Origin of the sequence: Microbaculum marinisediminis (assembly GCF_025397915.1) — a bacterium.
GTDB lineage: Bacteria > Pseudomonadota > Alphaproteobacteria > Rhizobiales > Tepidamorphaceae > Microbaculum > Microbaculum marinisediminis.
Genome location: NZ_JALIDZ010000007.1, coordinates 116231 through 142397, shown reverse-complemented (window position 1 = coordinate 142397; position 26167 = coordinate 116231). Strand labels below are relative to the sequence as shown.

General features: G+C 63.4%; 23 protein-coding genes and 1 tRNA gene. 11 read left to right on the top strand and 13 right to left on the bottom strand.

Annotated elements, in window-relative coordinates; all coding sequences use genetic code 11:
• The first annotated feature begins 4 nt into the window (after window positions 1-4).
• The gene (locus tag MUB46_RS16160) at window positions 5-433 is read left to right on the top strand and encodes a GFA family protein (RefSeq protein ID WP_261616963.1); all 429 of its coding nucleotides are present in this window, start codon (window positions 5-7) and stop codon (window positions 431-433) included.
• A gap of 50 nt (window positions 434-483) precedes the next feature.
• Here the strand turns inward: MUB46_RS16160 and MUB46_RS16155 are convergent, their stop codons facing one another.
• The 3 genes from MUB46_RS16155 to MUB46_RS16145 form a co-directional block, all read right to left on the bottom strand.
• On the bottom strand, window positions 484-2106 hold the full coding sequence (locus MUB46_RS16155; RefSeq protein WP_261616962.1) for an alkaline phosphatase family protein: 1623 nt from the start codon (window positions 2104-2106) through the stop codon (window positions 484-486).
• 16 nt (window positions 2107-2122) lie between these two features.
• Complete coding sequence (gene polA / locus MUB46_RS16150) at window positions 2123-5095, bottom strand: DNA polymerase I (protein WP_261616961.1); 2973 nt, start codon at window positions 5093-5095, stop codon at window positions 2123-2125.
• A gap of 67 nt (window positions 5096-5162) precedes the next feature.
• Window positions 5163-6191 (bottom strand): acyltransferase family protein, encoded by a 1029-nt coding sequence (locus MUB46_RS16145; protein WP_261616960.1) that lies wholly within the window; start codon window positions 6189-6191, stop codon window positions 5163-5165.
• 274 nt (window positions 6192-6465) lie between these two features.
• Between MUB46_RS16145 and MUB46_RS16140 the strand changes: the two genes are divergently transcribed.
• Window positions 6466-7311: a pentapeptide repeat-containing protein gene (locus MUB46_RS16140; RefSeq protein WP_261616959.1), complete on the top strand. Its 846-nt coding sequence runs from the start codon at window positions 6466-6468 to the stop codon at window positions 7309-7311.
• 33 nt (window positions 7312-7344) lie between these two features.
• Here the strand turns inward: MUB46_RS16140 and MUB46_RS16135 are convergent, their stop codons facing one another.
• Window positions 7345-8259 carry a hypothetical protein gene (locus MUB46_RS16135; protein WP_261616958.1) on the bottom strand — a complete coding sequence of 305 codons (915 nt, stop codon included), beginning with the start codon at window positions 8257-8259 and terminating at the stop codon, window positions 7345-7347.
• Window positions 8260-8599: 340 nt separating this feature from the next.
• On the opposite strand from MUB46_RS16135, the gene MUB46_RS16130 reads away from it, so the two are divergent.
• Window positions 8600-8803, top strand: coding sequence for a hypothetical protein (locus MUB46_RS16130; protein WP_261616957.1), 204 nt, complete (start codon window positions 8600-8602; stop codon window positions 8801-8803).
• Between the two features lie 470 nt (window positions 8804-9273).
• On the opposite strand, the gene MUB46_RS16125 is transcribed toward MUB46_RS16130, so the two are convergent.
• The 8 genes from MUB46_RS16125 to MUB46_RS16090 form a co-directional block, all read right to left on the bottom strand.
• Window positions 9274-10041: an SDR family oxidoreductase gene (locus MUB46_RS16125; RefSeq protein ID WP_261616956.1), complete on the bottom strand. Its 768-nt coding sequence runs from the start codon at window positions 10039-10041 to the stop codon at window positions 9274-9276.
• A gap of 10 nt (window positions 10042-10051) precedes the next feature.
• Window positions 10052-11413, bottom strand: coding sequence for an aminotransferase (locus MUB46_RS16120; protein WP_261616955.1), 1362 nt, complete (start codon window positions 11411-11413; stop codon window positions 10052-10054).
• 161 nt (window positions 11414-11574) lie between these two features.
• On the bottom strand, window positions 11575-12303 hold the full coding sequence (locus MUB46_RS16115; protein ID WP_261616954.1) for an amino acid ABC transporter ATP-binding protein: 729 nt from the start codon (window positions 12301-12303) through the stop codon (window positions 11575-11577).
• On the bottom strand, window positions 12290-12946 hold the full coding sequence (locus MUB46_RS16110; protein ID WP_261617126.1) for an amino acid ABC transporter permease: 657 nt from the start codon (window positions 12944-12946) through the stop codon (window positions 12290-12292). Before MUB46_RS16110 ends, MUB46_RS16115 begins: the two co-directional genes overlap by 14 nt.
• Window positions 12947-12951: 5 nt before the next feature.
• Complete coding sequence (locus MUB46_RS16105) at window positions 12952-13647, bottom strand: amino acid ABC transporter permease (RefSeq protein WP_261616953.1); 696 nt, start codon at window positions 13645-13647, stop codon at window positions 12952-12954.
• A gap of 150 nt (window positions 13648-13797) precedes the next feature.
• On the bottom strand, window positions 13798-14589 hold the full coding sequence (locus MUB46_RS16100; RefSeq protein ID WP_261616952.1) for a transporter substrate-binding domain-containing protein: 792 nt from the start codon (window positions 14587-14589) through the stop codon (window positions 13798-13800).
• 73 nt (window positions 14590-14662) lie between these two features.
• Window positions 14663-16099: an amidase gene (locus MUB46_RS16095; RefSeq protein ID WP_261616951.1), complete on the bottom strand. Its 1437-nt coding sequence runs from the start codon at window positions 16097-16099 to the stop codon at window positions 14663-14665.
• Between the two features lie 109 nt (window positions 16100-16208).
• Entirely contained in the window at window positions 16209-16931 is a 723-nt protein-coding gene (locus tag MUB46_RS16090) for a GntR family transcriptional regulator (RefSeq protein WP_261616950.1), read from the bottom strand.
• Between the two features lie 154 nt (window positions 16932-17085).
• Here MUB46_RS16090 and MUB46_RS16085 point away from each other — a divergent pair, with 154 nt between their 5' ends.
• The 8 genes from MUB46_RS16085 to MUB46_RS16050 all read left to right on the top strand — a co-directional run bounded on the left by MUB46_RS16085 (window position 17086) and on the right by MUB46_RS16050 (window position 25521).
• The gene (locus MUB46_RS16085) at window positions 17086-18195 is read left to right on the top strand and encodes an enolase C-terminal domain-like protein (RefSeq protein WP_261616949.1); all 1110 of its coding nucleotides are present in this window, start codon (window positions 17086-17088) and stop codon (window positions 18193-18195) included.
• A 53-nt stretch (window positions 18196-18248) separates the two neighbouring features.
• Window positions 18249-19247, top strand: coding sequence for an AraD1 family protein (gene araD1, locus MUB46_RS16080; protein WP_261616948.1), 999 nt, complete (start codon window positions 18249-18251; stop codon window positions 19245-19247).
• Window positions 19248-19305: 58 nt separating this feature from the next.
• Entirely contained in the window at window positions 19306-20838 is a 1533-nt protein-coding gene (locus MUB46_RS16075; protein ID WP_261616947.1) for a UxaA family hydrolase, read from the top strand.
• Window positions 20839-21201: 363 nt separating this feature from the next.
• A complete protein-coding gene (locus MUB46_RS16070; protein WP_261616946.1) occupies window positions 21202-22644 on the top strand; it encodes an amidase in 1443 nt (480 codons plus the stop codon).
• Window positions 22645-22702: 58 nt separating this feature from the next.
• Window positions 22703-23815, top strand: coding sequence for a tryptophan 2,3-dioxygenase (locus tag MUB46_RS16065; protein WP_261616945.1), 1113 nt, complete (start codon window positions 22703-22705; stop codon window positions 23813-23815).
• A gap of 14 nt (window positions 23816-23829) precedes the next feature.
• Complete coding sequence (locus MUB46_RS16060) at window positions 23830-25002, top strand: aminotransferase class V-fold PLP-dependent enzyme (protein ID WP_261616944.1); 1173 nt, start codon at window positions 23830-23832, stop codon at window positions 25000-25002.
• Window positions 25003-25088: 86 nt separating this feature from the next.
• Complete coding sequence (locus MUB46_RS16055) at window positions 25089-25358, top strand: hypothetical protein (protein WP_261616943.1); 270 nt, start codon at window positions 25089-25091, stop codon at window positions 25356-25358.
• An 86-nt stretch (window positions 25359-25444) separates the two neighbouring features.
• Window positions 25445-25521, top strand: a tRNA-Arg gene (locus MUB46_RS16050).
• Between the two features lie 8 nt (window positions 25522-25529).
• On the opposite strand, the gene MUB46_RS16045 is transcribed toward MUB46_RS16050, so the two are convergent.
• A complete protein-coding gene (locus MUB46_RS16045; protein ID WP_261616942.1) occupies window positions 25530-25760 on the bottom strand; it encodes a hypothetical protein in 231 nt (76 codons plus the stop codon).
• Between the last annotated feature and the right edge of the window lie 407 nt (window positions 25761-26167).

The window sequence follows — 26167 nt, the reverse complement described above, 5'->3', positions numbered from 1 at the left end:
GACGATGAGCGACGGACACGAAGGCGGATGCGTCTGCGGCGGATGCGTCTGCGGCGCCGTGCGTTACCGGACGACGGGCACGCCGAAGCGGATCAGCGCGTGCTCCTGCCACTGGTGCCGGAAGCGGACCGGCAGCGTTCTCGGCCTATCCGTCTATTTCGACGCCGCCGACGTCGCGTTCCTCAAGGGCGAGACGCGGCCCTACCGGCTGACATCGGATGCCGGGCGCTGGATCGAGACCCGCTTCTGTCCGACCTGCGGCACGACGCTCGGCTGGACGCTGGAGTTCCTGCCGGGCTTGCAGGGAATCGCCGGCGGAACCTTCGACGACTCCGCGCTGTGGCATCCGCAACGCTATGTCTTCGCCCGCAACCGGCCGGACTGGCTGTGCCTTTCCGACGACATCGCCCCGTACGAGGGCATGCCGGGTTAGCCGACAGGCGGACCGGCGCCAGCGCCTCGCGGCGTCATCACTCGGCGCCGTCACTCGGCATCGCCGCGCGCCTTCCGCGCCGCGTCGACCTCGGCCTCGTCCCAGTAGCCGATCAGGATATTGGCATCGAGTTCGGTGTCGTAGGCCGCGGCGATCTGCTCCTCGGACATTGTGATGCGGTTCGCCGGATTGCGCGCCCAGGCGAACATCAGGCCCAGGAGCCGGGCCCGCTCGGCCTCGCAGGCCGGATCGTCACCGAGATCGACGAACTCCTCGGGATCGCTTTCAAGGTCGTAGAGCATCGGCCGCATGCCCTCGACATGGACGAGCTTCCAGCGTCCGTCGAAGACCATGGTCATGCGGCAATCGGCAACCGGCACGTCGTGATCGACCCGGGCACGGCGCTGCGAATAATCGTACTCGCTGATGACCGCGCGCCGCGTCCAGTCAGGCGACCCGCGCAGCAGCGGCAGCAGCGACCGCCCCTCCAGCACATGCGGCTTCGCCTTGCCGCCGAAGGCGTCGAGAAAGGTCGGCGCCAGATCGATCGCCTCGACCAGAGCGTCGGTCACGGTCCCCCGCGTGGCGTCGGCGTCACGGGAGGGATCGACGACGATCAGCGGGATCTTCACCGAAACCTCGTGGAACAACTCCTTCTCGCCGAGCCAGTGGTCGCCGAGATAGTCGCCGTGGTCCGAGGTGAAGACGATCATGGTGGAGTCGGTCAACCCTTCCTCTTCAAGGAAAGCGGCTAGCCGTCCGACATGATCGTCGATCTGCCTGATGAGGCCCATGTAGGCGGGGATCACCCGCTCGCGCACGCCGGGCCGGGCGAACACCCTGGAGAAGCGTTCCTCCATGTAGCTCGCGTAGAGGGGATGCGGGTTCTCCTTCTCGCGACCGGAGCGGACGACCGGAACCACCTGGTTCGCCCCGTACATGTCGTGATAGGGCGCCGGCACGATGTAGGGCCAGTGCGGCTTGATGTAGGAGAGATGCGCGCACCACGGCCGTCCGTCGGCCTTGGCCTCGCGGATGAAGGCCATCGCGCGATTGGTCATGTAGGCGGTCTCGGAATGCGCCTCGGGCACGCGCGCCGGCTTGTCGGCGTGCGCCAGAAGCCAGCCGGACAGGATGTCGCCGTCCTCGCCCTGTGCCGAATTCGCCCATTGCTCCCACGGGTTGGACCCGCCGAATCCCCGGTCGCGCAGATAGTCGTCATAAGCCGGGTCCGGCGCGTAGGGACCATCGGGATGCAGGCCGTCGTCGCGCTCGTAGGGCTCGAAGCCGCATTGGGCGACTTGCACGCCGATGAGCGACTCCGGATCGATGCCGAGCCGCGCCATGCCCTCGGTGTCGGCACGCATGTGCGTCTTGCCGATCAGCGCGGTGCGCACGCCGATCTCCGAAAGGTGGTCGCCGAGGGTCGGCTCGCCGACCCGCAGCGGCACGCCGTTCCAGGTCGACCCGTGCGAGCGCACGTAGCGGCCGGTGTAGAAGCTCATGCGCGAGGGGCCGCAGATCGGCGACTGCACATAGGCCCGGCTGAACCGCACGCCCCGATTGGCCAGCGCGTCGATGTTCGGCGTCTGAAGGTAGGGATGTCCGGCGCAGCTCAGATAGTCGAACCGGAGCTGGTCGCACATGATCCAGAGGATGTTCTTGGCGCACATCCGGACCGTCGCGGCGTCAATGCGCCTCGTCCCAGTTGTCGGCGGCGCGGGCGTCGACCTGAAGCGGGACCTTCAGCGAAACGGCCGGCAGCGGCGCCTCCTGCATCACCCTGACGATGACCGGGATCGCATCGTCGACCGTGTCCTCGGGCACCTCGAAGATCAGTTCGTCGTGCACCTGCAGCAGCATCTCCGCCTTCACCCTGGCTTTGCGCAGCTCATCCTCCATGCGGATCATGGCGCGGCGGATGATATCGGCGGCGGAGCCCTGAATCGGGGCGTTGATCGCCGCGCGCTCCATGAAGGCGCGTTCGGAGGGATGGCCCTTGGTGATGTTGGGATAGTTGCAGCGCCGCCCGAAAATCGTGGTGACGTAGCCGTGCGCGCGGGCGAACGCTTTGGTGTCCTCCATGTAGTCTCGGATGCCGGGGAAACGCTCGAAGTAGCGCTTGATGTAGTCGGCCGCCTCCTGGCGCGGGATCGACAGCTGGTTGGCGAGCCCGAAGGCGGAGATGCCGTAGATTATGCCGAAGTTGATCGCCTTGGCGCGGCGGCGGATCATCGGATCCATGCCCTTCACCGGCACGCCGAACATCTCCGAGGCGGTCATCGCGTGAATGTCGAGCCCGTCGTCGAACGCCTGCTTGAGCTGCGGCGTATCGGCGATATGGGCCAGCACGCGCAGCTCGATCTGGCTGTAGTCGGCCGAGACAAGCTTCATTCCCTTCTCGGCGACGAAGGCCTTGCGGATGCGACGGCCCTCTTCGGTGCGGACGGGAATGTTCTGCAGGTTCGGTTCGGACGACGACAGCCGACCCGTCGTCGTCGCGGCAAGCGCGTAGGACGTATGGACGCGCCCGGTCTCCGGATTGACGTAGCCGGGCAGCGCATCGGTATAGGTCGAGCGGAGCTTTGAAAGCTGGCGCCAATCGAGGACTTTCCTGGGCAGCTCGTGGCCTTCGGCGGCAAGATCCTCGAGCACGCTCGCCCCGGTGGTCCAGGCCCCGGTCTTCGTCTTCTTGGCGCCGGGCAGCCCCATCTTGCCGAACAGAATGTCGCCGAGCTGCTTCGGCGAACCGACGTTGAAGGACTCGCCGGCAAGATCGTGGATCTCGGCTTCGAGCGCGGCGGCGGCCTGGGCGAAATCGCCCGACAGGCGCGACAGCATCGCCCGGTCGATGGTGATGCCGCGCCGCTCCATGCGGGCGAGCACCGGCACCATCGGCCGCTCCAGCGTCTCGTAGACGGTGGCCAAGTGCTCGGCGGCCAGGCGCGGCTTCAGGACCTGCCATATCCGGTAGGTCACGTCCGCGTCCTCGCCGGCATATTCCGTGGCGCGGTCGATCGGAACGAGGTCAAACGTCACCTTGTTGCGCCCCGTGCCGGCGACATCGGCGTATTTGATCGGCTCGTGGTCGAGCCAGCGCCGCGACAGCTCGTCCATGCCGTTGCCTCCGCGCCCGGCATCGAGGGCGTAGGACAGCAGCATGGTGTCGTCGAAGGGGGCGACGTCGATGCCGTGGCGGATGAAAATCAGCCAATCGTATTTGAGGTTCTGCGCGATCTTCAGCGTGCCGGGGTTCTCCAGCAGCACCTTGAGACGCTTGAGCGCCTCCGACATCTCGATCTGCTCCGGGCGGTCGTCGCCGAAATCGAGGCCTTCCGAGGCACGATGGCCGAGCGGGATGTAGCAGGCCCGCCCCGGGCCGGTGGCAAGCGAGACGCCGACAAGCTCCGCCTGCATGGCATCGAGCGAGGTGGTCTCCGTGTCGACCGCCACGACGCCCGCCGTCATCGCCTCGGCGATCCAGGCGTCGAGCACGTCCAGCGTCGTCACCATCTCATAGGCGGAGGAATCGATCGGAACACACCTGGCGGCCGCCGCGCCGGCCTCGACCGCAGCCGACGGCGATCCCGGACCGCCCGCAGGCTGGACCGCCGCCTGGCGTTGGTCTTCCGTCTTCTCCGCGACCTTCGTCTTCGCCGGCCTGTCGGCCTTAGGCTCGCCGCCCTCTCCGCCTTCGGGCGGCCAGTACTTGAACGGCACCTCGGCAGGCTCGACCTTGGCCGCGTCGACGCCGGTCGCGTCGGCGACGCGCTTGGTGATGGTGGTGAACTCCATCCCCTTGCAGAAGGCGATGAGGCGCTCCGGCTCCGGCGCGCGCACGCTGAGTTCGCCGAGATCCGTCTCCACCGGCACGTCGGACTTCAGTTCAGCGAGCCTGCGCGAGATGCGGGCGTTGTCGGCATGCTCGATCAGGTTCTGGCGCCGTTTCGGCTGCTTGATCTCCTCGGCGCGCTGCAGCAGCGATTCGAGGTCGCCGTATTCGAGGATGAGCTGGGCGGCGGTCTTCACGCCGATGCCGGGCACGCCGGGAATGTTGTCGACCGAATCGCCGGCGAGCGCCTGCACGTCGACGACATGCTCGGGACCGACGCCGAACTTCTCCTCGACCTCGGCGGGCCCGATGCGCCGTTCCTTCATCGGGTCCATCATCTCAATGTGGTCGCCGACGACCTGCATCAAATCCTTGTCGGAGGCGACGATCGTCACGGTGGCGCCCTTGTCGGCGGCCTGCCTCGCGTAGGTCGCGATCAGGTCGTCGGCCTCGTAGCCCTCCAGCTCGATCCCGGGCACGTTGAAGGCTTTCACCGCCTCGCGGATGAGGCCGAACTGCGGGCGCAAATCCTCAGGCGGCTCCGGGCGGTGCGCCTTGTACTGATCGTAGATCTCGTTCCGGAAGGTTTTCGCCGAATAGTCGAAAATCACGGCGAGATGCGTCGGCTTGTCGGCGTCGCCGTTTTCCTCGGCGTCGCGCAACAGCTTCCACAACATCTGACAGAAACCGTGCACCGCGCCGATCGGCAGCCCGTCGGACTTGCGCGTCAGGGGCGGCAGCGCGTGGTAGGCGCGGAAGATGTAGGACGAGCCGTCGACCAGGAACACATGGTCGCCGGATTTGACGGGGTGATTTTCGGTTTTCGGCATGGCCGGGACTATGCCCCGGCCGGTGCCGCTTGGCGACCCTTTTTAGGGGGCGGGCGTCGGTCCCTGCCTATTCGGCGGCATGCGCCAGGCGCCGCGTCGGTTCGTAGCGCGCCCAGGCCGGCCGCTCGAACAGGAAGCCGAACCAGGTGCCGCGCACGATCCAGAACATCACGAGTGGGCCGACGATGGCGGCGCTGGTGACGATCAGAGACATCGTGCCGATATCGGGCACGATGCCGAGTTTCAGCAGCACGATCCGCGTGACGGCCATCGGCAGGAAGAATGCGAGATAGATGACGATGGAGTTCTCGCCGCAATAGCGCAGCGGCACGGCGGCCAGCGACGCGGCGAGCAGCGCCGAAACGGACACGACCGCCATGGCGCCGAGCACGGCGAGCCCGAGACTGACGAAGCGCGCGTCGGCGAGGCCGGCCTCGACCAGGCTGCCGTTCACCAGCGCCCACAGGATCAGCGCGCCGAGCGCCACCTGCCGCATCTCCTGGACCTTCGCTGCAAAGGCGAAGATGGCCGGAGCAAGCGCGTAGCCCGCGTAGAAGAAAACGAAACGGCTGGCGAACTCGTCGACGATGACCGAGCCGGTGTGGACCTGGGCAACCTGAAGCGCGGCGCCGGCGACCAGCACGACCACCGGAGGGACCGGGCGCAACAGCTTGGTGACGACGAAGAACACCGGCAGGAGATAGATGAACCACAGCGTGCCGTAAGGCTGGATCAGGCCGTACAGGAAGTCGCGCGGCATCGCGGCGAACCCGTCACCGGCCAGGCCGGTCTTGAGCACGGTCTGGATACCCATCCACAGGATGTAGAAATAGACGAAGTGCAGCACCTTGCGATCGAGATATTCCCCCCACGGCCGATCGATGCGGCGCGCCAGAAACAGGCCTGCGATCAGGAAGAAGTCGGGCATGCGGAACGGCTTCGCGAACTCCACTAGCGGATGCAGCCAGCCCTCAGCGCCAGCGGCCTTTTCGACGCCCAGCGTCGAGTGCATCATCACGACCATGATGATGCAGAATCCCTTGGCGATATCGACCCAATCGATCCGATCAGGCACGGAGGGGGATGTATTCGGCACGCTAATGCTCCGTTCTGGTACAATCGACGACGGAAGCCGTCTCTTCGCCCCGGTCGCAGCACGATCCGTGCCGCGCCCTCGATGGTGGGTCATGTGGTGGCGCTTAAGGTGTATCTGGTAAAGTTCCGTTACGCTCGAACGTCCAAACCGTCGGCGGCGCTGTAGATCACGGCCGTTCCGGTCCGAAAGGTCGGCAGGGTCTGGTCAATTCCGCCGCGAAACCGCATATTCCGAATATCGAGAACGGGCCCACGCGGGACGAGGCCTTACCGACATGTCGACTCCGAGACTGCTCATTCTGTTTGGTTTGCCGCTCCTGATCGTGATCGCCGGAGCGGTAATTTTCGTCATTCCGCACATGCAGCCGCAGCCGGTGGACCCGACGGGCGCGATCGAACAGCTCATTTCGACCGGAAGCTGCCAGAAATGCGACTTGCGGTCGGCCCATCTGCGCGACATCGACCGCGCCGACATCGACCTGTCGGGCGCGATCTTGCGCAATGCCGACATGAAGTACGCGCGCATGCCCAACGCCAATTTCGCCAACGCCGACATGCAGCGCGCCGAGATGGAGGAATCCGACCTGTCCGGCTCCACCTTCGCCAACGCCAAGCTGCGCAATGCCGACATGGAGAAGGGCAAGGCCCCCGGCGCCAATTTCTCCGGCGCGGATCTGCGCAACGCCGATTTCGACGAAACCGATGTGACGGACGCCAACTTCGCCGGCGCCGACATGCGCGACATAACGATGAAACGCGCCGTCATGGCACGCGCGGTGCTGGAGAAGGTGCAGCTCAACGACGCCAATCTGGAGCGCACCGATATCCAGGGCGCCGACTTTTCAGGGGCCAACCTGAGCGGCTCCGACATCGACCGGGCCCAGGCCATAAACGCGTCCTTCATCGACGCCGACCTGAGCGGCGCCCGTATGTCGCATGGCGATTTCTCCGGCGCTCAGTTCACGGGAGCGAAAATGGACCGGACCACGCTGCAGCGCTCACGCCTGTCCGGTGCCGATTTGACCGGCGCCTCCGGTCTCACCCAGGACATGCTGGCGACGGCGTGCGGCGACGCGGCCACGAAACTGCCCAGCGGATTGACGCTCGCCAACTGTCAGTAGGCGACGGCCCGCCGCGAGGCGGGACCGACCGGCCTACTCGCTGGTCACCATCACCCAGCCCTGGGCGACGTCATTGTCGTCCAGCGGCGCGTCGCCGAGGTTCTGCACGCAAAACCCGATGCGATAAGGCCCTGGCGGGACCTGGACGCTGCCGCCCGCCGAATAGATCTGCCGTTCGGCGGTGAACGTGACCAACAGGAAATCGCTGCCGTTGACGTCCTGCACGGGCCCATCGGGCAGGGACTGGTAGCAGAGCCCGACCCGACCGGCGCTCGTCTTGTCGCCGGTGAGCCCCAGAGCAGCCTGCGCGGCCCCCAGGATCCTCTGCCCGTCCGTGACCGTGAGGTCGACGGTCTCCCCCGCGAAGACCGGCGGTTCGGACGGGCCGCCCGCGATCGGGCCGACCTGGCCGCTGAAGCCGTATGTGCCCGCGATGCCGGAGGCGCCGGCGGGACCGGGCCCGCCGGCTGCCCCCCTGGCGCCAGGCCGGCCCTTTCGTCCGCGCGGCCCGCAGTTCTGCACGACCGCCCTCGCCCGCCGATTGCCGGCCCGCAGTCTTACGATGCAGTCGTCCGGAAGATAGACATGGGCGAACTCGAAATACTGGCGTTCGTCCGAACGCGTCCGGTACCGGCCGTCGAGGCGGACAAGCTGGCCCGGCTCGGAGGCCACGCCCCTGACCATCAGCTTGCCCCCGGCGATCGCCGCATCGAAGACGACGAGCTTGTTCCGGGCCGCGGCCGCGCTGATCCGCTCGCCATCCAGCGGCGGAAGCGAACTGGCGGTTGCCGCCTGGTCCTGCGCGCGATCCTGTGCCCTGTTCTGGGTCTGGGCCTGGGCCTGGCCCTGCGCCCGGCCCGGGTCGACAGCGGCGACGCCCAGCACGACCACCATGGCAGCCGTCGCCAGGACGCACGTCCGGCAGACCGAATTCGCCCCGCTTCGCATTCGACTCCTCTTGCCCGGTTCGCCGGAGCCTACGGATCGAATCCCTGTCAAGTAACGGAGACGCTCCCCGAATGCCCCGATTCTTAGTCCGGTGGGCGCGAAAAGCCAGTGGGCGCCGACACCGCGGCTGCAGACATCGGCACGGGCGCGGCCTTTATAATGCGTTAACCACATTTACAGCCTATTATCGGCCAGAACGCAGTCCCGGCCGCCAAGGTTCCTGCGGATCGCAAGGCCGGGAATGCAGCGGAACCGGGGTACGGGCGCGCCGCAATGTCGGTGACACGGACACCGCTTGTGCTAGGGTTCCGCTCGGCGAATCAGACCCGGGAGATCCAGAATGCAAGTGCGTAGAGTTTTGATTGTTTCGTCGCTTCTGGCATCGCTTCCGGTGCTGGCGGCGTGCAGCACCGCCGGCGGCGGCGATGGCGCCGGTTTGTACTATCCCCCGCCGGTCAACTACAATCCGCGCGCCGGCCTTCTGCCGATGCTCAACGAGCCCTTCGATACGAGCGTTCCGTCCTCACCGCCGTTCCGGCCGTAGGCCCAGCGACGGCCCCATCGAACGCCGATGGACGGGCCGGCTGCGAGAGAATCCCCGCGCGGATAGTCGGTATGACGTGCGACTCATGATCCGGGGCCTGGTGCAGGCCCCGGCTGCCGCACAGGCCAATGCAGATCCGATTAAATAGCGCCACCGGACTACCGAAACGAAAAGCCCTCCTGAACGAGAAATCGTCGACCTGGAGCGTGTCCGCTGAATACCGAATCTGAATCCTGAAGACTTCGCCGAAGCGGTCCCGGAATTGCAGGCGGTTTGGCGGCTTTTCCAAGGTGGCCCCCTTTTCGGGTTTACGCCGCGGTTCCCTGATCTCGACCCTGGTAATTCGTCTCCCTTGGCGTTCTGAGATCAGGAACGCAATCCATTCGATCAGGTTGCGGATGGTTATCCAGGCACCGATGACGCCCTGTGCCCCGAAGCCATCACGGAGGGCCGACGCGGGTCTGATGCGGTCAGAGCGCGATCGAGATTCCGCCGTCGACGAAGAGCGTATGTCCATTAACAAAGTTGGATGCATCGGAGGCCAGGAAAATCGCGGCTCCCGATAACTCATCAACTTCTCCCCAACGCCCCGCCGGGGTGCGCGTCTCGAGCCAAGCCGTGAATTCCGGATCGCTTGCAAGCGCGCTATTGAGTGGTGTCTTGAAGTAGCCCGGTGCCAGTGCGTTGATCTGAAGTCCGTAACGCGCCCACTCCGCGGCCATTGCCCGGGTAAGATTCCGGACTGCCCCCTTGGTCGCGGTGTAGGGTCCGATCGAGGATCGCGCCAGTTCGGACTGAACTGAAGCAACATTGATTATCTTGCCACGCCCTCGCGCCAGCATGTATTTCGCGACAGCGCGGCTCACATGGAAAGTGCCCGAAACATTGACGGCAAGAAGCTGTTCCCACCGATCGACTGGGAACGCTTCCAAGGATTCGCGATACTGAATACCCGCGTTGTTGATGGCTATGTCGATGGGACCGATATCGTTCTCAATACGGGCTATAGCCTCTTCCGTCGCCGAATGATCGGATACGTCGAAGGCGCAGCGATATACATCCAAGCCCGCAGTTTTCAACTGCGCCTGGGCGGCGCTCAGTTTCGTTTCATCGCGGGCATTGAGAACGACTTGAGCGCCCTGCTTCGCAAGGGCCTTCGCCAGAGATAATCCGATACCTTGGCTCGAGCCGGTAACGAGCGCCATGCGCCCCTTGAGGTCGAACAGGGAACAAGACATCGCCGGCCCCCTATAGCGAACTTATCTCACGGAGTATCGCTCCGACCTTGTTCGCCATTTCCTCGACCTGCTCGTCGGTTACTATAAATGGCGGACAGAATGTCACTGTATTCCCTTGCGGCCGAAGCATCAGACCATAGTCCATCCCCATTCGTTCGATCTGCGCGGGGACCGCCTTTTCGACAGCAAAGACTGCCTTGCTGTTCCGGTCCTCCACGATCTCCACGCCAGCCATGAGACCTCGGCCTCGGACATCGCCGACGATGCTGCAATCCGATAGCTCCTCGGAAAGCCGTTCACGCAGAAGCTTGCCCTGTCGCGATACACGTTCGAGCAAGTTCATCTCGTCGTAGATCGCAAGTACTTCCCTGACGATTGCTGCCCCGACCGGGTGCGCCGAATTGGTGAAGCCATGACCAAAATTGGTTCCATGCGCATTTGCCGCATCGATCGCCTCGTAGATCTCCGGGGTCAGCGCCACGGCGGAAATCGGGAAATACGAGGATGACAGCCCCTTGGCCATCGCCATCATATCGGGCTTCATGCCCATAGCCTGGCAGCCGAACCACTCACCTGTGCGCCCGAAGCCGCAAACCACTTCGTCGGCCAGCAACAATATGCCGTACTTGTCCAGAACGGCCCGTACCTTCTCAAAATAGGTATCCGGCGGAACGATGACCCCTGCCCCGGCGTTTATGGGCTCTGCGATAAACGCCGCTATCGTTTCGGGCCCTTCCGCGACGATTGCCTCATCCAGTTCCGCGGCAAGGCGATCGGCGAACTGATCTTCACTTTCACCGGCAATCCTGCCGCGATAGGTATCCGGGCAGGAGACGCGGACTATCCCCCCCAGTGGCAAGCCGAACTCCCGATGCATATGGGGCAGACCTGTCAGCGACGCGGCAAAGATGGTCGAGCCATGAAACGCCCTGTCGCGCGCGATGATCTTTCGTCGTTCCGGCTGGCCCCTTCCTCGAAAATACAACCAGGCCAGCTTGATCATGGTTTCGATCGCTTCCGACCCAGATGTCGCGAAATAGATCCGCGCATTTTCGATGGGAACCCGCTGCGCGATCGATGCGGCGACATCAATCGCATCGGGCGACGCGCGCCCACTGAAGCTGTGATAATAGGCCAGCGACCGATAGGCCCGCGCTGCAACCCCAGCTATTCTCTCGTTTTCAAAGCCGAGCGAAGCACACCAAAGACCGGCCATAACGTCGAGATAGCGCTTTCCGTCTTCACCGATGACATAAGGTCCTTCACCGCGTTCGATGATGATTGGCCCGTCACGTCTCAGCGCTTCAGGATTGGTCTGGGAATGGAGATGAAAGCGGATATCGCGTTCACGCAAGAAATTTGAATGCGTCATTGGCCAGGCTTCCCGGCATTCGCCGATTTTCGATGGTCCGGCTTAAAGGCCCCTCGCTGTCGCCTTGCGGAGCAAGGCTCCACAGAGGCCGCGCTAAAGCCACGGGACAGCCAATTTGCCCTGCGGTCTCCCACGCTTGTCTGCCGCATACGCCCGCGCAATCAATTGGCCCTGGCCAGGAAAGAACGGAACTGCGGCGTCGACGGCGAGGCGAAGATCGTGTCGGGGGAACCTTCCTCGACGATCGTGCCGTCATCCATGAAGATCACGCGATCGGCGACCTTGCTGGCGAACCCCATTTCGTGGGTCACGACGACCATCGCCATGCCCGACTCCGCCAGTGCGGCCATGACCGCAAGCACTTCCTCGGTCAATTCCGGATCGAGTGCCGAGGTCACTTCATCGAACAGCATGAGCTTGGGCTCCATGGCGAGAGATCTCGCTATGGCGGCGCGTTGCTGCTGCCCTCCGGAAAGGCGGTCCGGATACTCATGGAATTTGTCGAGCAGGCCGACTTTCTCCAGCATCTTGCGCGCCTTCTCTTCGGCCTCCGCCTTCGGCACCTGTTTCACCAGATGCGGGGCGAGCATGATGTTCTGCCCGATGGTCATGTGCGGAAACAGATTGTACTGCTGAAAGACGATGCCAACATCCTTGCGCAGGGCCCTCAAGGATTCCCCGTTGTAGGTCATGGGATGCCCAGCAACTTCGATCGACCCCGCCTCGATGGTTTCGAGCCCGTTCAGGCATCGCAGGAGCGTCGATTTTCCCGAGCCGCTACGCCCCAGGAGAACAAGCACTTCCCCCGACTGGACTTCAAGGCTGATGTCCTTCAGAACGACTACGCTCCCAAAGCTCTTGCGAATATTATGGACTTTAACGACCGACATTGACGCGGGCCTCCAACTTGCGGCTCAGCACTGAGAGCGGGAAACAGATCAGAAAATAGATCAGACACACGACCGCATAGATATTCAGCGGCGCCATGGTTGCATTGTTCATGATCGTTGCGGCCCGCATGAGTTCCGTCATGCCGACGATGCTCGTCAACGACGTATTCTTCACGATCTGAACGAAGAACCCCACGGTTGGAGGCGTCGCAATACGGATCGCCTGGGGCAATATAATGTACCGTGTCCTGTGCCAGGGCGACAAAGCGAGCGCATCGGCAGCCTCGAATTGTTGGCGAGGCACGGCCTGGATAGACCCTTTCCAGATCTCGCCCAGGAAAGCAGACGCAAAGAACGTCAACGCCACGCCAGCCGCGATTACGGCCGGCAACCTGAACCCGAGGAGACTGAGCCCGTAATAGACGATGAACAACTGCATAATCAGCGGCGTGTTCTGGAATATCTGAACATAGGCTCCAGAGATGGTGCGCAGGGCGGGGGATCTAGAGGACCTCGCCAGGGCGATGACAAACCCCACGAGACCGCCCATCGCGAAGGTCAGAACCGAAAGATAGATTGTCCACTGTGCGGCCTGGAGCAAGTAGAGCGCTTCATCAAGACCAAAGGTGCGCATACTATACATATCGCTCACCCGACCGTTTTTCTGCGCCATGGCCAAAGCATTGAGGCAATGGCGTAGAATATGGCGCGCAGAAGGAAGGCGAGGCCGAAATATAAAGCGGCAACGACCAGATAGGTCTCAAAGGTCCGGAATGTTTCGGACTGGATCCGGCCGGCCGCAGACGTCAGTTCCTGTACCGCGATCACTGATACGATACTGGATCCCAGCATCTGCAGGATGAACTGCCCGCTGAGCGCCGAATAGACGTTGGCGAGCGCCGGAGGCAGTTTGATCCTGAGGAAAATCTGGTGCGGCTTGAGCGCCAGACTCTGCGCAGCTTCAACCTGTTGCCTGGGAATGGATTCCAGACCCGCTCGGACGATCTCGGTGATGTACGCCCCGAGGTTGATGCTGAGAGCGATGATGGCAAGCGTGTAAGGGGACGGCCGGATCGGCGCACCGAGCATCGCAACGAATTGGGGAAGCCCGAACGTAACCAGGAATAGTTGGGCAAGAAACGGCGTGTTGCGGATCGCTTCAACATAAGTTGCCGCAATGGTTCGGGAAACGGTACCGCCCTCGGCTCGCATCCGGGCGCAAACGGTTCCAATGACAAAACCGGCCGAAATCGCGATGACCGACAATTGTATAGTGGTCAACAGCCCGGCCCATATGAGATCGGACCGCTGAAAGACCGGCCCGAACTGAAGGACATAGGTCATGAAAGGTCCCTGGTTCTGCTTGTAATGGACAAAGGCACCCCCCATCGGGCCGCGCCGGGGCGGCACCGCGTGCGTCATGGCGACGGAAGAAAAGGCGAGACCAAGAGGAAGGGGGCGTCAGGAAAGCCGAAGCCTTCCTGACGGTGTCGATCAATCGAGCGGCGGCAAGTCGATTCCGAGCCACTTCTTGTGCAGTGACGCCAGGTAGCCGTTATGCCGATTGAAGAAGATCCACGTATTGACCCACTGGAGCAGGTCGGCATCGCTCTGCCGCACAGCAATTGCGGCAAACGTGGAATAGGCGTCGAACTTACGCTCCAGTTCGAGATTGGGGAATTTCTGCATGAGGCTGGCAACGACGGTGTTGCCGAAAGCCGTTGCGTCGATCTGGCGCGTGGCCAGAGCCTGAACGACCGTCGCATCATCGTCATACCGACGAATGTCGGCATCGGGCGCATTTCGACTGACGATATCGTCCTGCATGGTGCCCCGCGTCAGACCGATCACCTTGCCGGCGGTGTCGTCATAGCTAGACATTTCCACATCGCTCGGCCCGACGAGCACCATCGAGAAAGCCGTATAGGGATCGGAAAGCGCAACGGCACTGGCCCGCTGAGGTGTAATACCGACGGTTGCGATCACCATGTCGGCCATATTGGAGACGAGCGTGGGAATACGGTTCGCGCCGGTTATGATCACGAGTTCAAGATCAACCTCGAGATCCCGCGCAATGGCTCGGGCGATCTCGATATCCATGCCCTCGACTTCGTTGTCGGCGCCGATCTGGCTGTATGGCGGCACATCGTTCTGCACGCCAATAACGATCTTGCCGGCTGAAAGAATGCGATCAAGCGCGGACTGTGCAGACGCCGGCAGAGCCCCCGTGACGACGGACACGACTGCCACAGCCAACGCGCAACCTAAATTCTTTAAATAGTTCATAGCTGTTCCCTCTAAGAGACCGCTCTGGGAGACGGCGTTTTTCTTGGCGCGCGATTGCGCGCAACCCAGATCTTCACCGGAAGCTGTCGAAGCTCGGACGCTGCCGGTAAATCGGATTGGAGGCTTCATAGGCGGCGGACGCCTGCAGAACGCCTAGATCGTCAAAGCGCCGGCCCACGATTTGCAGGCCGATCGGCAGCCCCGAGCCGTCGAAACCACATGGCACGGAAGCCGCGGGGTTGCCGGAGAGATTGAACGGGTAGAGGAACTCGGCCCATGCCATCCAATCCCATTCGTGCTGAGGCCAGTGATCCGGGCGCATTTGTTGCGGCGGGAAAGCAGTGACGGATGCCGTTGGCGTCAGCAAGAAATCCCAATCTTCAAAGAACGACTGCATCTCCGCGACATAATCGTATTTCTCTTGCCGGCGATTGAGGAATTCGGGTGCGCTGTACTCTGCACCGGCCCGCATGCAGGCAACGTAGTCCGCCCCAAGTTTGCTGCCCCATTCCTCGATGAGGTTGGCCCTGCGCCCCTCCTTCGCAGCCCAGAAGAACCGAGCGAGATCAGCACCTTTTTCGCCCCAGCTCGGCGTAACCTCCTCGACATTGGCACCCAGGCTCGAAAACAGTTTTGCCGCTTCGCGCACGGAGGCCGCGACATCGTCGTCTACGCGCGCATGCCCCAGATCGACACTCAGCGCGATCCGCTTCCCCTTCATGGTGGCGGGAAGACTGGCGAGATAATCAGGCGGCGAACTCTCGCAGCACGTGTGGTCGAGATGATGGGGACCCGCCATGACTTTCAGCATCAGGGCACTGTCGGCCACCGTCTTGCTCATTGGACCGATGTGAGTGGCATAATCGTTGTTCGACATCGGAACATGCGGAACCCGGCCGAATGTCGGCTTGAGGCCGAAGACGCCGCAGAAGTGGCAGGGCATGCGGATCGATCCGCCACCGTCCGATCCAAGATGAAGCGGCCCGAACCCGGCGGCGGCGGCAACCCCGGCCCCCGCGGAGGATGCGCCGGCATTGAGCCCCTTGCCCCAGGGGTTGTGGGTCGTTCCGGTAAGAGGACTCCAGCTCAGTCCCGACCAGGCCATCTCCGAGGTTGTGGTCTTGCCCAGCACCACGGCCCCCGCATCGCGAAGCCGCTTGACGACCACGTTGTCCGCGTCGGCAACCGCGCTGGTTTCGCTCAGCCAGATGGAGCCAGTCTCGGTCTTGACACCTGCCAGGTCGTAGGCGTCCTTGATCGTCACCGGAATGCCGAGCAACGGCGCGTCTCGCCCCTCGGCTCTCTGTGCGTCGGCGTTCGCCGCGTCCTGCATGGCTTGATCGGCCGTCAGGGCCGAGAACGCGTTTAGCTCGGGATTAAGCTCCGCGATCCGGTCTAGGATCTGTTCCGTCACCGTCTTCGCGGAGAGCGCACCCGACGTATAGGCCTGCTTGAGATCGATTGCCGTCAGATAGCCGATTTCGGCGTTCTTATCGAAGTTTACTGACACTCTGCCCCCCTGGCGGGCACCGACACGTCGATGCCTGTTTTTCATATTTTTGTCGGACGAACGCCGTGCAACGCACCGGCGCCTGCCGGAACCCTTGCGCTGCTTGTCGCTATCGTCCTTGTGACTCCCGCAGCTCTGCCAAAGCCATGATGATGTCGTTGGTCGGATAGTCGATATCGTCACTCACCCCCTTGCGGGCAGCAACTTCGTCCCTGTCGCGCAGGGCATCGAGCACAGCCCGATGAAGGGTATCGGAGCGATCGAACCGCGGCGTCCCGGATTGCAGCAACAGATGCTGTAGCGGGCCGTTGCGCAGCCAGAACCCATTTATGATTTCCAAGAGGAACGGCATCCTTGCCGCCGCATAAACGCTGAAATGAAAGACCCGATTGGCTTCCAGCGTAACTACCGCATCACCGGACTTGCGCGCGGCCACGTATCGGTCACAGGCAAGCTCGACCTGCTCAAGCTCATCGACTGAAATGCGACTGGCAGCCTCCGCGGCAGCGAACCCCTCGATCTCCATGCGAATACGGCGCACCTCCCGGACTTCCGCGGCAAGCGGAATCGGCACCGCAATGGTTCGATTGGGCCGCATCTCGAGGACCCTTTCCCCGACGAGCCGATTGAGAGCATCCCGGACCGGGGTGAGGCTGACACCGAATTCAGCCGCCAACTCGCGCAGAACAAGCTTGTCCCCCGGGGCATAGATTCCCTTCTGCAGATCCGCGCATATTTTGTTGTAAATCCCCTCGGCGCGGTGCGGGGCACCCGTACCCCTTGCCGCCTTCTGGACGAAGGAATTTCCACTATGTTCTTGGTTCTCTAACATTTTTTTGTTATATCATTTGTTGACTTTTGTTGCAATAGACATATTTTTTCGCCATCCAGATGCTATTGAGGTTGCCGTGAAAATTGCCCGGGTTGAGGCCATTCGAATCCCCGAACCTACGTGGACCAATCCCGCCTGGTGGAGCACCAGCCCAATGGATGCGCTCTATGAGGCTGGCGACAGGACGCTGGTTGGCGCGATGGGCCTGTTCAACAAGCCGATTTCCGCGTCCGGAGAAGACGTTTTCGCCGTCATCGTCCGCGTAACCGCCGAAAACGGCATGACCGGCCTGGGGATCGTCGGCCTCGGCTCCGAGGCCCTTGCGAGCATCATCGAAACCAGACTGGCTCCCTTGGTATTGGGCCGAAGCGCCTTCGATGTAGAGCTGGTCTGGGAAATGATGTTCCGCAGCACGATCAATATCGGCCGCAAGGGGCTGGTGCTCGAAGCCATCAGCGGCCTGGACATCGCGCTGTGGGACATCATGGGCAAGACCACGCAGCGCCCGGTTTTCGACCTTCTGGGCGGCCGCACGCGCGAGAAAATTCGTGCCTATGCCAGTGCCGGCTACGCGATGGACGACCTCGACCAAGTGGTCGACATGGCCAAGGGGTACCGGGAGGCAGGTTTCACCGCCATGAAGATGCGCTTCGGCTGGGGCCCCCGTGACGGCCGCGCGGGCATGCGCCGGAATGTCGAAATGGTGCGCAGGCTTCGTGAAGCGATCGGCGACGACATGGAGCTGATGACCGATGCTTATATGGGCTGGACGCTCCAGTACGCGCTGGAGATGCTCCCGCTGCTAGAGCCCTATGATATCGCCTGGCTAGAGGAACCGCTGATTCCCGAGGATTATGACGGGTACGCGCGTTTACGCTCGGCCACGAAGATCGCGATCGCCGGCGGCGAGCATGAATTCACCCGTTACGGCTTCAAGCAACTCATCGCCAACGGCTGCGTCGACATAGTGCAGCTCGACGTGAATCGCTGCGGTGGTTTCACCGAAGCCAGGAAAATCGTCGCGCTTGCCCAGGCTTTCAATCTTCCCGTCGTTCCTCATGCCCCGGACATCCATAACGTTCATCTCGTCATGTCCCATATCGGCATACCGTTGATCGAGCATTTTCCGCATCACGGAAGGGACGGTGACACCTTTCTTGGAGAACTGGTGACAGGCGCGCCCGAAGTACGTGACGGATACATGTATGTCGAAGACAAGCCCGGCCTGGGTGTCGAGATCAACACGTCCGTCGTTCCCCTTTGAATTCGCCCGCTTCCGGCGGCACGGCCGCCTTGTCCCCAACAGGAGTTTCGTCAGTGCGCCTTGTTCAGTTTCTCGACGATGAAGGGCAACGTCGCGTGGGCATCGTTTCAAACGACGGCCATACCCTGTCCGCTCTCGCCGCAGCAGCAACCGTCCGCGAACTCGCCGCATCGGCTATCGACAACGGCCACGGTCTCGCCGAGGAAATCGGAGAGAAGGAAAGAGGCGCGCTCTTTGAACTCGATGACCTGCTTGCCCGTGGCCGTGTGCTGCCGCCTCTCGATCACGAAGAACCCAACCGCCTCTGGCTGACGGGAACGGGGCTTACCCATATCGGAAGCGCGCAGGCTCGGGACAGGATGCATGAGCTGGCCCATAGCGACGGAGACGGCGACCTCACCGACTCCATGAAGATCTTCAAGATGGGCCTCGAAGGCGGCAAACCGCGCGACGGTGGCATCGGAGTTCAACCCGAATGGTTCTACAAGGGCACCGGCACCAGCGTAGTTCCGCCGGGAGAGGACATGCCGATGCCGGCTTTCGCCTTGGCGGGAGGCGAGGAAGCCGAGATCGTAGGCCTATACATCATTGGTCGGGACGGCACCCCGTGGCGTATCGGCTACGCGATCTCCAACGAGTTTTCCGATCAGGTGACCGAGGCGCAAAACTACCTCTACCTCGCTCATTCCAAACTGCGCGCGTGTTCCTTCGGCCCCGAACTGTTCGTGGGGGATCTTCCTCAGGACATTCGCGGCACCGTGAGGGTCATCCGAAACGGGAGTGTCTTGTGGGAGGGGGAATTCGCAAGCGGCGAACAGAACATGTCCCACTCGATCGCCAATCTCGAGCACTATCATTTCCGCTATGACATGTTCCGCCGGCCGGGCGATCTGCATGCCTATTTCTTCGGTGCGCCGATATTGAGCTGTGCCCATGGCATAGAAACGCGGGATGGCGACATCTTCGAGATCGACGTTCCCGCATTTGGCAAGCCGCTGCGCAACACTTTGCGCCGTCAGACCACTCCCGCGTTTGCCGTGCGGAGCCTTTAGGAACCCGCACGGCAAACCGCCCTTGCAGCAATCTTCTACAACGCCGGACGGTCGAGCGATGCTTCCCAACGCGCCTTCTATTCTCATCCTCGACGATTGCGACAATGTCGGCGTTGCGCGACGGGATATTTCCGCCGGCGAAACCTTGCTCGAGATCGACGCGAAGGCAGCTGGAGACATACCCTTCGGCCACAAGATTGCGATCGGATCAATCGCCCCCGGTGACAGAGTCCTGAAATACGGGCAGGTAATCGGCGTCGCCAAGACCGGCATAGAGCCCGGCGCTCATGTGCACGTCCACAATCTCGAGATGCTCGAGGTCAATCCCGAGTACGAGTTTTCCTTAGATGCCAGACAGATCGGTCCCGTTGCGTTCGCCGATCGGAAATCGTTCCTGGGATACCAGCGAGCGTCCGGCGCGGTCGGAACACGCAATTATGTGGCCGTCATTTCTTCAGTGAACTGCTCGGCCACCGTGTGCCGGGCCGTCGCCGAACACTTCAAGAATCCCGACATCATGGCACGCTACGACAATGTCGACGGCGTGGTCGCGTTTACACATGGAAGCGGCTGTTCGAGCAACGGCTATGCGGAGGGCTATACCTACCTCACCCGCACGCTCGCCGGATATGCGCGCAATCCCAATGTCGGCGGCGCGATCTTTATCGGCCTGGGCTGTGAAACCAACCAGATCGCCCTGATGATGGATGAGCACGGGCTGCAACCATCCGACCGGCTCCGAATGTTCAATACCCAGGATGTCGGGGGCACCCGAAAGACGATAGAGAAAGCCATAGCTGCGGTTGAGGATATGCTTACGGTCGTCGACCGGGACCGGCGAACGTCGCAGCCCTTGTCGAGCCTGGTGGTCGCCCTCCAATGCGGCGGATCCGATGCCTATTCGGGCATCTCGGCAAACCCCGCCCTGGGGAAAGCATGCGACCTCCTGGTCGCGGATGGCGGCACAGCCATTCTCAGCGAGACGCCGGAAATTTATGGTGCGGAACACCTGCTGACACGCCGCGCCGCGACGCCGAAAATTGGTCAGGCTCTCCTTGCCCGGATTGAATGGTGGCGGAAGTATACCGAACGCAATGGTGCCGTTCTCGACAACAATCCCTCTCATGGCAACAAAGCGGGCGGCCTGACTACAATTCTCGAGAAGTCGCTCGGCGCCGTCGCCAAAGGCGGCAGCTCCCGGGTGAACGCGGTCTACGCGTTCGCCGAACCGGTCACGGAAAAGGGTCTGGTCTTCATGGATACCCCCGGCAACGATCCGGTCGCCGTTACCGGCCAGGTGGCGGGCGGGGCCAATCTGATATGTTTTACGACCGGTCGGGGATCGACATCGGGCTTCAAGCCCGCCCCTTGTATAAAAATCGCCTCGAACACCCCGATGTACGAAATCATGTCGGAGGATATAGACATCAACTGCGGCGGCATCATCGATGGCGAACAGTCTCTTGAGGATGCGGGCCAGACGATCTTCGAAGCGATGATCGCCGTTGCATCCGGCGAAAGAACCAAAAGCGAAATCTTCGGCTACGGCGACAACGAGTTCGTCCCGTGGGTGGTCGGAGCCGTTATGTAGACCCACCCAGGAAGCCTAAAACCGGCTATATATTCAATGGGTTGCCCGGCACGCCGGAGTCTAGGTTTTCCGATCAGAATCATCGGCTTTCGAATAGAGCGCGCCCGTTGAACTCCCGTTCGGGGTCTCGATAATTCGGGTTCAGTTTGTTTATCCATCATTTCCATATCGGGAGGTGACGACGGCGCGCCTACGGGTTCGCTCGCCATGCAACGAGCATTGCCGAGCCGAAGTGCCGTTTGGCCGATGGATGGCCAAGACCTTTACCGGCACACTACGCTTTGAGACTGGTGACGGCGCAGACTACGATGCCAGCGAAGACGGGGACGCCGTGAAGCCGGGCGGGCCAGACAGGGGGTAGCCATGCTTTCGACGTCCGAATGGGAAAGCCTCGACGCCGTCGGCCTGTCAGAGCTGATCGCCGCCGGCCAGGTTCAGCCCCGGGAGGCGGTCGAGACCGCGATCGCCCGCATCGAGGCGCTCAATCCGGCGCTAAACGCCGTCATCTATAAATGCTACGAGGCCGCGCTCGACGACCTGGAGATGCGCGACGGGCGCGCGCCGTTCCACGGCGTACCCTATCTGATCAAGGACCTGCACGCACCCGTGAAAGGCATGCCGCTGACCAATGGCAGCCGCCTGTTCCAGGGCATGGTCTTCGACTTCGATTCGGCGCTTGTCGCGCGCCTGCGCGCCGCCGGTTTCGTCTTTCTCGGCCGCACCAATTCACCGGAATTCGGCCTGAACGTATCGACCGAACCGCGCGCCTACGGTCCGACCCGGAACCCCTGGAACCGCGAACACAGTGCCGGCGGCTCGAGCGGCGGGGCCGGCGCGGCGGTGGCAAGCGGCATGCTGCCGGCGGCACACGCCACGGACTCGGCCGGCTCGATCCGGATCCCCGCGTCAGCCAACGGTCTCGTCGGGCTGAAGCCGACGCGCGGGCTCAATCCCTACGGCCCCCATCGCGGCGACGGCAATCACGGCATCGGCCACGAGCACGCGGTTTCGCGCACGGTGCGCGACTGCGCCGCGATCCTCGACGTCACCGCGGGACCCGATGTCGGCGCCCCGTTCTTCTCGCCGCGCCCGCAGAAGCCGTTCCGAGACCTGATCGACGAGCCGCCGAGGACGCTGCGCATCGGTGTCCTGGCGACCCGGTTCGACGGCACCCCCGTCGACCCAGACTGCGCCAGGGCGGTGGACGACGCGGCCAGGACACTCGCCGATCTGCGCCACAGCGTCGAGGAGGCGAGGCCCGCGTTCGACCACACGGCGCTCATCGACGCGATGATGACCGTACTGATCGGCCAGCTTGCGCCGCTTGCCGATGGTTGGGCGCGGCAGCGCGGACGCCCGATCGGAGAAGACGACCTCGAGCCGATGTCGCATGCCGTCATCGCCCGCAGCCGCGCGACGACGCTGCCCGAGTTCATACAGGCAATGGCCGTCATGAACCGCGAGGTGCGTCGCCTCGCCGCCTTTTTCGAGACTTACGATATTCTGGTGACGCCGACCCTGAGCGCCCCGCCGCCGAAGCTCGGCGTCCACGCGACGGACGAACCCGATGCGGACGGGATCCTCGGTCAGCTGTTCGGCCTCGCCCCGTTTACCGGGCCGTTCAACGCGACGGGACAGCCGGCGATCAGCCTGCCGCTTTCGTGGAGCGAACACGGGCTACCGATCGGCGTGCAGGTCGTCGGCCGCTACGGCGAAGACGGCACGCTGCTGCAACTCGCCGCCCAGCTCGAAGCGGCGCGGCCCTGGTTCGATCTGCGACCGGCCATCGCGGCAGAGCCGGCATGACTATCCGAAGGCCTAGACCCGACAAGCCTTAAGGCCGTCCCTGGTGGGAGACATCCAGATGGTGAACAAGCCCGTTTCCTATGCTGACTACCTGAAGCTCGATGTCCTGTTGAACGCACAGGTGCCCGAAAGCGCGGCGGCCGGGCGCGAAGCGCATGACGAGATGCTGTTCATCATCGTCCACCAGGTATACGAGCTGTGGTTCAAGCAGATCCTGTTCGAGATCGACCGGATCGAGGCGATCTTCGCCGGCGACTGGGTCGACGACCGCGACGTGGCCGCCGCCGCCAACGGCCTTGCCCGCATCGTCGAGGTGCTGCGGCTCGGCGTGCGCCAGATCGACCTCCTGGAGACGATGACGCCGCTCGATTTTCTCGATTTCCGCGATCTGCTCTATCCCGCGTCCGGCTTCCAGAGCGCGCAGTTCCGCGCGGTCGAGGTGCGCCTCGGCCTGCGCCGCGAGGATCGCTACGCCTTCGAGGACCAGCCCTTCGAGAAACGCCTGACGGAACGCGAACAGACGCGCATCCTCGACCAGGAACGGGCGCGCAGCGTATTCGACCTGGTGGAGACGTGGCTGTCGCGCGTCCCCTTCGTCGAGACCGCGGGCTGGCGTTTCCGCGAGGCCTATCGCTCCGCCGTCGCCGATGCGGTGCGCGGCGACATCGCCTATGCGGAGAGGAGCGCGGCGCTGAGCGACAGCCAGCGCGCGGCCCAGGTAAAGGCGCTGGAGCAGGAGCTCGACCGGTTCGACGCGCTGTTCTCCGGAACGCCCGCGGACCTGGCCGAGGCTGCGCCCGGCTGGCGGATGGGACGCGGCGCGGTGCTCGCCGCCCTGTTCATCAATCTCTATCGCGACGAGCCGGCGCTGCAGGTGCCCTTCCGGTTCCTCAGCCTGCTGATGGACGTCGACGAAACGCTGACCACCTGGCGCTTCCGCCATGCGCTGATGGTGGAGCGGATGATCGGCCGCAAGCTCGGCACCGGCGGCTCGTCCGGCCACAGCTACCTGCACAAGACGGTGGAGCGGCACCGGATCTTCTCCGACCTGTTCGCGCTCGCGACCTTCCTGATGCCGAGCCGGGCGCGCCCGCCGCTGCCCGACGAGGTGCGCCGCGCCATGTCCCTCGCCTATGCGCCGGCCGGATCCGGCGCCTCCGAATCCGCTTGAGCGGCGAGCAAGACATGCCCTACGCCGACCATTTCTCGCGGTTCTTCGCGGCCGATCCGGACCGGCTGCATCTCGCCGCCCACAGTCACCATGCCTGGCCGGACGTTACCGAAGCCGCGCAGGCGCAGGCCTGGCGCGACGCAATCGCGCTCGCCGACCGCAAATGGGACCATGTGTTCGGCGAGATCGTGCCGGCCTTCCAGCGCCATGTCGCGCGACACCTCGGCCTGCCCGATCCGGAGACGATCGCGATCGCCCCGAATACGTTCGACTTCGTCCGGCGGCTGCTGTCCTGCCTGCCCGCTGAGCGGCCGGCGCGCATTCTCACGAGCGACGCCGAGTTCCATTCCTTCACCCGCCAGACCGCACGCCTGGAGGAGGATGGGATCGTGGCGGTGACCCGCGTTCCCGCCGAACCGTTCGGCACGTTCGAGGCCCGCTTTCGCCAGGCGGCCTCGGCGGGCGGCTACGACCTCGTATTCCTGAGCCAGGTGTTCTTCGATTCCGGCTTCGTCGTCGAGGACCTGGCCGGGATCATGGGCGCCGTGCCCGACGACGCGGCGCTTGTCGTCATCGACGGCTATCACGGCTTCATGGCACGGCCGACCGACCTGTCCGCCATCGCCGGGCGCGCCTTCTACATGGCCGGCGGCTACAAGTACGCCATGGCCGGCGAGGGCGCCTGTTTCCTGCATTGTCCGCCAGGATACGCCCCGCGCCCGCGCGACACCGGCTGGTACGCCGCCTTCGGCGCGATCGGATCGCGGGCCGATCAGGTCGGCTACGCCCCGGACGGCGGCCGGTTCCTGGGCGCGACGTTCGATCCCACCGGCCTCTATCGTTTCAACGCGGTGATGGACTGGCTGGACGGACTGGGTCTTTCGGTGGCCGATATCGACACCCATGTGCGCGCCGTTCTGGACGCCTTCCTCATCGCCCTCGCCGACCGCCCCGTCGCCGGCCTCGATCCGGCCCTGCTGCTGCGCCGCCCCGGCCGAAACGCGATGGGCCACTTCCTCACGTTTCGCACGCCCGACGCCGCCGCGATCCACGACCGGCTGATGGCGGACAACATCGTCGTCGACTATCGCCGCGATAGGCTGCGCATCGGTTTCGGGATCTACCACGACGCCGAGCGGGCCGGCGACTACGTCGCTCGAATCGCCGCGGCGCTCGGCGCGCCATAGAATTTAGCCGAATACTTTTTTCATCGTTCTGCCGGATACTGCCCCGAGCGAAGGAATGGCCCCGAGCGAAGGAATGGAGTGCCGGCATGAAACACCTGCATCCCCTGTGCTCCCGCTGCGTCTACTGGCAGCTCGACAGCGCTTCTTCTTCCGGTACCGTCGGCCATTGCCATCGGTATCCGCCGGGTATCTACATGAACCCGCAGACGGGCACGGTCGTCCAGAAATTCCCGACCACGGACAAGCACCACTGGTGCGGCGAATGGGACGGCGACGCCTCGCGGCTCATGGACGCCGTACGCCGATCGGCCCTTTCGAGCGCGGAACCGGGCGGCCCCGGGGCGCCTCGGGACTGACCGCGAAAACAATGCGATCAAACCGTCCCGTGGCAATTGCAGCGGCCGCGGCAATACACTATGTTCCGCCGCATTCGGCGCTCGAAGCACCCGTAGCTCAGCTGGATAGAGCGCTGCCCTCCGAAGGCAGAGGTCAGAGGTTCGAATCCTCTCGGGTGCGCCACGTCTTCCCTATCCACCGCCGAAACGCCGAAAATTGCCGCCGATCCCCGCCGGAATCCGGCCTGCTCGCGAGGATGTGTTCGCCGCAGCGGCAATTCGCTTGCGAACGACCAGGTGTTGGTGCATTGAATTAAGCATGGCACGGGTGCTGACATATCTGCTGCTGATCGCCGTCTGGATCGCCTCGAGTGCGGTCCAGGTCTCGGCCGTCGCCAGCGCGATGGCGATGCCCGCCCACATGGCAGGCGGACCGGTTCAGCCGACCGACGCTCACGCAATGCACATGTCGGCAGACAAGAGCGACGCCACCGCGCTCCAGGGCACGGGCGGCTGCGACCGTTCGGAATCACCTGTTGGCGCCGACGAAAACGGGAGTTGCTGCCCGTCCATGTGCCAGACAGTCGGAACGATCGAGCCGGATATTGCCATAAGGCAGGCTGTCGTTCCGCGCGGATACGGGGCGTCTTCGCCGGTGAACTTCGCGCCCGTTCCAGTGCCCGCCTCGGAACGCCCACCCCGCCTTTCCTGACCAATCGCCTGCGCGACAACGGCTCTCGTTCCGGCTCCTAGCCGCGAGAACGGCCGCCCCGCGCAGACCTTTTCCGCCTGCTGAAAGCGGTCCGGCGCGCCTGCCGGATTGGTTGGGA

What these genes read in the sequence shown, in the direction of transcription:
- MUB46_RS16160 (WP_261616963.1), top strand. Translation starts at nt 5, where the DNA reads ATGAGCGACGGACACGAAGGCGGATGCGTCTGCGGCGGATGCGTCTGC.
- MUB46_RS16155 (WP_261616962.1), bottom strand. Translation starts at nt 2,106, where the DNA reads ATGTGCGCCAAGAACATCCTCTGGATCATGTGCGACCAGCTCCGGTTC.
- polA (WP_261616961.1), bottom strand. Translation starts at nt 5,095, where the DNA reads ATGCCGAAAACCGAAAATCACCCCGTCAAATCCGGCGACCATGTGTTC.
- MUB46_RS16140 (WP_261616959.1), top strand. Translation starts at nt 6,466, where the DNA reads ATGTCGACTCCGAGACTGCTCATTCTGTTTGGTTTGCCGCTCCTGATC.
- MUB46_RS16135 (WP_261616958.1), bottom strand. Translation starts at nt 8,259, where the DNA reads ATGCGAAGCGGGGCGAATTCGGTCTGCCGGACGTGCGTCCTGGCGACG.
- MUB46_RS16130 (WP_261616957.1), top strand. Translation starts at nt 8,600, where the DNA reads ATGCAAGTGCGTAGAGTTTTGATTGTTTCGTCGCTTCTGGCATCGCTT.
- MUB46_RS16125 (WP_261616956.1), bottom strand. Translation starts at nt 10,041, where the DNA reads ATGTCTTGTTCCCTGTTCGACCTCAAGGGGCGCATGGCGCTCGTTACC.
- MUB46_RS16120 (WP_261616955.1), bottom strand. Translation starts at nt 11,413, where the DNA reads ATGACGCATTCAAATTTCTTGCGTGAACGCGATATCCGCTTTCATCTC.
- MUB46_RS16115 (WP_261616954.1), bottom strand. Translation starts at nt 12,303, where the DNA reads ATGTCGGTCGTTAAAGTCCATAATATTCGCAAGAGCTTTGGGAGCGTA.
- MUB46_RS16110 (WP_261617126.1), bottom strand. Translation starts at nt 12,946, where the DNA reads ATGTATAGTATGCGCACCTTTGGTCTTGATGAAGCGCTCTACTTGCTC.
- MUB46_RS16105 (WP_261616953.1), bottom strand. Translation starts at nt 13,647, where the DNA reads ATGACCTATGTCCTTCAGTTCGGGCCGGTCTTTCAGCGGTCCGATCTC.
- MUB46_RS16100 (WP_261616952.1), bottom strand. Translation starts at nt 14,589, where the DNA reads ATGAACTATTTAAAGAATTTAGGTTGCGCGTTGGCTGTGGCAGTCGTG.
- MUB46_RS16090 (WP_261616950.1), bottom strand. Translation starts at nt 16,931, where the DNA reads ATGTTAGAGAACCAAGAACATAGTGGAAATTCCTTCGTCCAGAAGGCG.
- MUB46_RS16085 (WP_261616949.1), top strand. Translation starts at nt 17,086, where the DNA reads ATGGATGCGCTCTATGAGGCTGGCGACAGGACGCTGGTTGGCGCGATG.
- MUB46_RS16075 (WP_261616947.1), top strand. Translation starts at nt 19,306, where the DNA reads ATGCTTCCCAACGCGCCTTCTATTCTCATCCTCGACGATTGCGACAAT.
- MUB46_RS16070 (WP_261616946.1), top strand. Translation starts at nt 21,202, where the DNA reads ATGCTTTCGACGTCCGAATGGGAAAGCCTCGACGCCGTCGGCCTGTCA.
- MUB46_RS16065 (WP_261616945.1), top strand. Translation starts at nt 22,703, where the DNA reads ATGGTGAACAAGCCCGTTTCCTATGCTGACTACCTGAAGCTCGATGTC.
- MUB46_RS16060 (WP_261616944.1), top strand. Translation starts at nt 23,830, where the DNA reads ATGCCCTACGCCGACCATTTCTCGCGGTTCTTCGCGGCCGATCCGGAC.
- MUB46_RS16055 (WP_261616943.1), top strand. Translation starts at nt 25,089, where the DNA reads ATGAAACACCTGCATCCCCTGTGCTCCCGCTGCGTCTACTGGCAGCTC.
- MUB46_RS16045 (WP_261616942.1), bottom strand. Translation starts at nt 25,760, where the DNA reads ATGTGGGCGGGCATCGCCATCGCGCTGGCGACGGCCGAGACCTGGACC.